At 57.7% G+C, this 6,448-nt stretch carries 6 protein-coding genes; 2 read left to right on the top strand and 4 right to left on the bottom strand.

Going from position 1 to position 6,448, the window contains the following annotated elements; genetic code table 11:
• Positions 1 to 368: 368 nt before the first annotated feature.
• The gene (gene katG, locus ACR0D7_RS12300; protein WP_480679265.1) at positions 369 to 2,570 is read right to left on the bottom strand and encodes a catalase/peroxidase HPI; all 2,202 of its coding nucleotides are present in this window, start codon (positions 2,568 to 2,570) and stop codon (positions 369 to 371) included.
• A gap of 258 nt (positions 2,571 to 2,828) precedes the next feature.
• On the opposite strand from katG, the gene ACR0D7_RS12295 reads away from it, so the two are divergent.
• Positions 2,829 to 3,038, top strand: coding sequence for a hypothetical protein (locus ACR0D7_RS12295; RefSeq protein WP_480679264.1), 210 nt, complete (start codon positions 2,829 to 2,831; stop codon positions 3,036 to 3,038).
• Between the two features lie 62 nt (positions 3,039 to 3,100).
• Here ACR0D7_RS12295 and ACR0D7_RS12290 read toward each other — a convergent pair whose 3' ends face one another.
• Positions 3,101 to 3,946 carry an SDR family oxidoreductase gene (locus ACR0D7_RS12290; RefSeq protein ID WP_480679263.1) on the bottom strand — a complete coding sequence of 282 codons (846 nt, stop codon included), beginning with the start codon at positions 3,944 to 3,946 and terminating at the stop codon, positions 3,101 to 3,103.
• Between the two features lie 90 nt (positions 3,947 to 4,036).
• On the opposite strand from ACR0D7_RS12290, the gene ACR0D7_RS12285 reads away from it, so the two are divergent.
• Positions 4,037 to 4,669, top strand: coding sequence for a class I SAM-dependent DNA methyltransferase (locus ACR0D7_RS12285; protein ID WP_170382506.1), 633 nt, complete (start codon positions 4,037 to 4,039; stop codon positions 4,667 to 4,669).
• Between the two features lie 3 nt (positions 4,670 to 4,672).
• On the opposite strand, the gene ACR0D7_RS12280 is transcribed toward ACR0D7_RS12285, so the two are convergent.
• Both ACR0D7_RS12280 and ACR0D7_RS12275 read right to left on the bottom strand, forming a co-directional pair.
• Complete coding sequence (locus tag ACR0D7_RS12280) at positions 4,673 to 5,662, bottom strand: sterol desaturase family protein (RefSeq protein WP_480679262.1); 990 nt, start codon at positions 5,660 to 5,662, stop codon at positions 4,673 to 4,675.
• An 11-nt stretch (positions 5,663 to 5,673) separates the two neighbouring features.
• Positions 5,674 to 6,429 carry a class II aldolase and adducin N-terminal domain-containing protein gene (locus tag ACR0D7_RS12275; protein WP_480679261.1) on the bottom strand — a complete coding sequence of 252 codons (756 nt, stop codon included), beginning with the start codon at positions 6,427 to 6,429 and terminating at the stop codon, positions 5,674 to 5,676.
• Positions 6,430 to 6,448: the final 19 nt, after the last annotated feature.

The raw sequence follows: 6,448 nt of genomic DNA, 5'->3' as shown, positions 1-6,448 counted from the left end.
GCGCAACCGCCTAAACCCTAACCTCAGATGCCAACCGTCTCTCCGGCCCGTCTCCGCCGTCTCCAGCGTCCCAGCAACCGCCTCAGCAGCGCCGGTGAAGGGGTATTTACGGATTAGGTCTGGGACCTGCAACCCCCATTTTGAAAAAACTTCACATTTATCGGCAGAAACTCACCCATGTTAATGAAAACAACAGGTTAGATTTAGAATTCGAATACGAGAACCGCTTGCCTGCGGCTTATACTGGGTAAGAAGGTAGCCTTTCTGCGGAATCGTACCCAAAGCTTGGTAGACGCCTAAGAGTCGCGGCAAAGAAAACGCCGCCCGAGTCTCCTCTGGCGGCGCAAGTCACTGCGATACTCGCGGGTTTACTTCAGATCAAAGCGGTCCGCGTTCATCACCTTGTTCCAGGCCGAGACAAAGTCACGGACGAATTTGCCCTCGGCACCGTCCTGACCATAGACCTCGGCCAGCGCCCGCAGTTGCGAGTTCGACCCGAAGACCAGGTCAACGCGCGTGCCGGTCCACTTCGCCGCACCGCTGGCACGGTCGCGGCCTTCGTAGACGCCTTTGCCGGATGGTTTCCATTCGGTGCTCATGTCCAGAATGTTGGTGAAGAAGTCATTGCTGAGCGTTCCGACGCGATCCGTGAACACACCATGCTTGCTGTCGCCGAAGTTCGCGCCGAGCACACGCAGACCACCGACAAGCGCGGTCATCTCGGGTGCGGACAGGTTCAGCAGCTGAGCGCGGTCGACCAGCAACTCTTCGGGCGAGACGGTGTACTCACCCTTCTGGTAGTTTCGGAAGCCGTCGGCGATGGGCTCCATGACCGAGAAGCTGTCCACATCGGTCTGCTCCTGCGTTGCATCAGTACGGCCCGGAGTGAACGGCACCTCGACATCCTGACCGCCAGCCTTGGCGGCCTGTTCGATACCAACGGCACCGGCCAAAACGATCACGTCCGCCAGAGACACTTTCTTAGCACCTGATTGAGCGTCGTTGAACGCCTTCTGAACACCTTCCAGCGCGCCCAGCGCTTTGGACAGCTTCATCGGTTCATTGACGTCCCAATCTTTCTGCGGCGCAAGGCGGATACGGGCGCCATTGGCACCGCCGCGCTTGTCTGATCCGCGGAAGGTCGAGGCCGAAGCCCATGCGGTCGAGACCAGTTCGGACACCGACAGACCGGTTGCCGCGATCTTGGCTTTCAGGTCGGCCACATCCGCGTCGTCAACCAGATCGTGATCCACAGCGGGAACATTGTCCTGCCACAGCAGCTCTTCGGTCGGAGCTTCAGGGCCGATATAAGCCGAACGCGGGCCCATGTCGCGGTGGGTCAGCTTGAACCAGGCACGGGCAAAGGCGTCGGCGAACTCTTCCGGGTTCTCGTGGAAGCGCTTTGAGATCGGGCCATAGATCGGGTCCATGCGCATCGCCATATCGGCGGTGGTCATCATGGTTTTGACCTTCTTAGAAGAATCATGTGCCGCCGGGGCCATGTCTTCTTCCTTAACGCCGATCGGTTCCCAGATATACGCGCCCGAGGGGCTTTTGGTCAGGTTCCAGTCATAGCCGAACAGCAGGTCGAAATAGCCGTTATCCCATTTGATCGGGTTCGCGGTCCACGCGCCTTCGATGCCTGAGGTGGTGGTGTCGTCACCCTTGCCCGAGCCGAACTTGTTGATCCAGCCAAAGCCCATCTCTTCAATCGGCGCGGCCTCAGGGTCCGGGCCAACCAAATCGGGATCGCCAGCACCGTGCGCCTTACCAAACGTGTGACCACCAGCAACCAGAGCGACGGTTTCTTCATCATTCATCGCCATCCGGCCAAAGGTGTCTCGGATGTCACGACCCGAAGCCAAGACATTCGGTTCTCCATCCGGACCTTCGGGGTTCACATAGATCAAGCCCATCTGCACAGCGGCCAGCGGGTTTTCCAGATCACGCTCGCCCGAATAACGGCTGTGCGGGTTGTCGGTCGGCGCCAGCCATTCGGTTTCCGAGCCCCAGTAGATGTCTTCCTCAGGTGCCCAGATGTCTTCGCGGCCACCGGCAAAGCCGAAGGTATTGCCGCCCATCGACTCGATGGCGCAGTTGCCGGCCAGGATCATCAGGTCGGCCCACGAGATCTGGTTTCCGTACTTCTGCTTGATCGGCCACAGCAGACGGCGCGCTTTATCGAGGTTGCCATTGTCCGGCCAGCTGTTCAGAGGCGCAAAGCGCTGGTTACCGGTTGAGGCACCGCCCCGGCCATCCGCAGTCCGATAAGTTCCGGCGCTGTGCCATGCCATACGGATGAACAGACCGCCATAGTGACCATAGTCCGCTGGCCACCAGTCCTGCGAATCCGTCATCAGCGCATACAGGTCTTCCTTCAGCGCCTTCATGTCCAGCTTCTTGAACTCTTCGGCATAATTGAAATCCGCACCCAGCGGGTTTGACGCCGGCGCGTGCTGATGCAGGATCGACAGGTTCAACTGGTTCGGCCACCAATCCCGGTTCGACCGGGCACCGGCGCCATGCATTACCGGGCAACCGCCCGTTTTGGGGTTATCACTTCCGTCCATATCGATCTCCAATCCTGGCTAAAATCCGGCTCAGTCGCGCGGTGAAAAACTCGGGCGATCAAGAACATATATAGATGACACTTTTACCTCTTTTAGATGCGCGGCCGAGATTGCGCACGCTCCAACAGACGTATCGGCGACTCTTGTCTTGTCGTCGTCAGAAGTAGCAAATCCAATCCATGCAAAAAAATTTTGTTTAATGATGATTATGATAGGAAAAAATTATGATTTATTCCTGCCTGCCCAGCGTATTGGGAAATGTTCGGAACAAACACGGCGCAGTCCGTTGCCGCTTGGGAACATCATAACCTGTCTCGCACCGAAGCCATCCATCACATTGTCGGATTCTTGGAATCAGGTGTGGATGAAACGGTAGTGATTGACTTGGAATTGCGTGCAGGAAAAGCCGATGCACCGCATCATCTACGCTTAGGCCATTCCGAGACTGGAGCCCAGAAACACGAATAAGCCGACCAGCATAGCAGCCGACAAGGCGGCGGACATGATCAATGCCGCCGCCATTTGAGACCTCAGGTGTCTTTCATAAGAGCCTCAAGCCCGGTGCGGTAGTCGGGATAGATCAACCGCACGCCCAGTTCATCTTTGATCCGGTCATTCCTGACCCGCTTGTTCTCATTATAGAAACTACGGGCCATTGGCGTCAGATCAGCTTTGTCAAATGGCACTGCGGGCGGCAAGGGCAGACCCTGAAGCTCAGCGGCATAAGAGATCACGTCCTGCGGTGGAACCGGCTCATCATCGCAGACATTATATATGGCGCCGGGATTGGGTGCGGTCATAGACGCGGCCAGAACCTGCGCAATGTCCGCCACGTGGATGCGCGAAAACACCTGCCCGGGCTTGATGATACGCCGCATTCCCGCCCGCTTGAGCTTGGAGAACGGTCCACGACCCGGGCCATAGATACCCGCCAGCCGAAAGATATGCGCGGGCAGTCCGGGAATGTTCAGCCATTGCTGTTCGGCTCGCACCCGCCACCGTCCGCGTTCGGCCGTAGGTGTGGGCGGGGTGGTTTCATCAACCCATTCTCCCTGATGATCGCCATAGACGGCGGTCGTCGACAGATATCCGACCCATTGGAACTGCTCCGCCCGCGCGGCGATCTCATCCCGCAACACCGACAAAACCGGATCGCCATCCGCCTTAGGGGACGTTGAGATCAGTAGATGAGTCACCCCCTCTAGATCCGGCGTTTGCCCCGGCCATATCAAGGGGTCAGCGCCAGATGCGCGAATAGTTGGGGATTGGGCCGGGTCGCGGGTGGTGCCGCAGATGCGCCACCCTTGAGGTTTGAGCAGACGGGACAAGGCCTGAGCCGAGTACCCGTGACCGAACGAAAATAGAGTACCTGTCATGACGACTTTGATGATCCGCAATTCGGATGGATGCAAGCACCTGAGTCAGAATACTTGATTCGAATCCCTCAATGCGCCTTTCTTTTAAGCATGAGTAACAAAACACCCAATCTGCACACTGCCTACAAGCTGGAATCACCGGAAGAGCACAAACAGCTCTATGCCGAATGGGCCGGGGATTATGATGAAAGCTTTGCTACGCGTGAAGATTATCAGTTGCACATTCATACCGCGCGCGCCTTTGTCGCTGCAGGTGGGCAAGGCCCGGTTCTGGATGTGGGCGCGGGCACCGGATTATGCGGCGCGGTTTTGGCCAGGCTGGGCGTCGGCCCAATCGACGCCACTGATATCAGCCCCGAAATGTTGGACCAAGCCATGCGCAAGGATATCTACCGCGACGCGATCGAGGCTGACTTGAATCAAGGCATTCCTGTCCCGGCCGACAGCTACGCGGGAATTGTCTCCTCGGGCACATTCACTCATGGTCATTTGGGTCCCGAGGCCCTGCCCTCGCTCTTGCGTATCGCCCGCCCCGGTGCACAGTTCGCCCTGTCGATCAACGCGCAGCACTATGAAAAGCTGGGCTTTGCCGAAACCCTGCACAGACTGGCGCAGGGCGAGATTCGAAACCTCGCCCTGCCCGAAGTGCGAATCTACGGTGATCTCGCAAGTGGCCCCAATAAGGATGACACAGCGCTGATTGCGTTGTTCGAGCGGACCTGACCCTTAGGTATACATCTGTTTCTTGAACGCGCGGGTCCGAGTTGTCGCCTCGGCAGATCCGTCATGGTAAGTGCCGAACCACTTGTCGAAGGGGATCTCGGAGGTGCCGTAGTTGCACTCGAAATATCGGTGATGCAGCTGGTGGAAGAAGTCTCCGGCGCGGGCGGCATCCATTTCCCTGGCCCGCAGCTTTTCGAACCCTGAGTGCGACAGGACTGGGCTGATCTGCTGGAAATACGTGTGAAATAGAAGGTGCAGGGGGTGTGACGGCACGATCAGGTGGACAAAATAGGTCGTGAAGTAGAGCAGATTCTCATACCAGTGGTTCGAAATCCCTGACCACGGCCCGATATTGACGTTCCGGTGATGCACGGCGTGGACGTGTTTATACAGCTTGGGATGATGCTCCAACCGATGCACCCAATAGAAATGCAGCCCCGACCACATTGGAATGAAGGCCATCCACACTACACACCAGACCGGCGCACTGGCCCATGTCACAGTGGGAACATAACCATTCGCCATCGCCCAATAGATGATCCATTGATAGACTGTGGCCACAGTCATCGCGCTGCCCAATGTCCACCAGATATTGTCCCAGACCTGATTGCGGAAAGTGAAGTTGCCGTTGTTGCGGGTCAGGTCGCGGCGATCGAACTTCTTATACATGCCCTGCCCTTTGCGCATGTACAGCCACCAGTGCAGACCACCGGCGATCAGAATTTGCGGCACCATGTTCAGCAACCAGATGCGGAACATCCAGCCAGGTGCGAAATTTTGCATCGTCTCCAGTACCGGGAAGAAGAACACGTAGGCCGTGACGGCCAGCACCATGCACAATGTCAGCGCCGTGATCTGCAGCCACGCGCCGCTATACCATTTCAACACCGCAGCGGGACGCGGAGGCCAGTTGAACAGCGGGTTCAGCCCCACCGGCCTTTCGGGGTGATAGTGCCAGCGGGCGGCTTCGGGGTCCTGAGCGGTATCAGTCATGGCTATACCCTTTATGTGGCGTAATCGGAGCCTTCGGCATGCAGCAGAGCTTTGACCTCGCGCAGATGAGCCTCGGCCTGATCCGGATAATCGTCCAGTTCCTGCGCGGTCTTCTCTGCAATCTCATCGGACAGCACACGCAGCGGCTGACCAGTTTGCAGCGCGCGGATGTAAGTTTCGGCGGCGCGTTCGAAGTAATACAGACGGTTAAAGGTATCCGCCGGATCACTGCCGATCACCAGAACGCCGTGGTTGCCCATGATCATGACCTTCTTTTTCGGGTCAGACAGCATCGAAGCGCAGCGCTCGCCTTCGCTTTCAAAGGCAAGCCCGCCGAATTCGTTGTCCACCACGTAACGGTTGTAGAAAGTCGCGGTGTTCTGATCGATCGGCGGCAAAGTGCTGTCGGCCAATGAGGCCAACACGGTGGCGAAGATCGAATGCACATGCATCACACAACGCGCGTGTGGGCAGTGCCGGTGGATCGAACCGTGCAAACCCCAGGCAGTCGGATCAGGCGCGCCGGGCTGGGACATCACGTCGGGGTCATTGGCATCCAACAGCAGCAGATTCGACGCCGTGATCCGCGCGAAATGCATCTGGTTGGGGTTCATCAGGAACTGGGTGCCGTCCTCATTCACTGCTAGGCTGAAGTGATTTGCCACACCTTCATGCATGTTCAGCCGCTCGGTCCAGCGGAAGGTGGCGGCAAGATCCACGCGGCCTTCCCAATGGTCGATATTGGGACGAAGGTTCGTAACGGTCATGGCGGGTTCCCATTCGGCT

It is taken from the genome of Ruegeria sp. BB7 (genome assembly GCF_056539365.1).
This window is presented reverse-complemented; position numbering and strand designations above follow the sequence as displayed.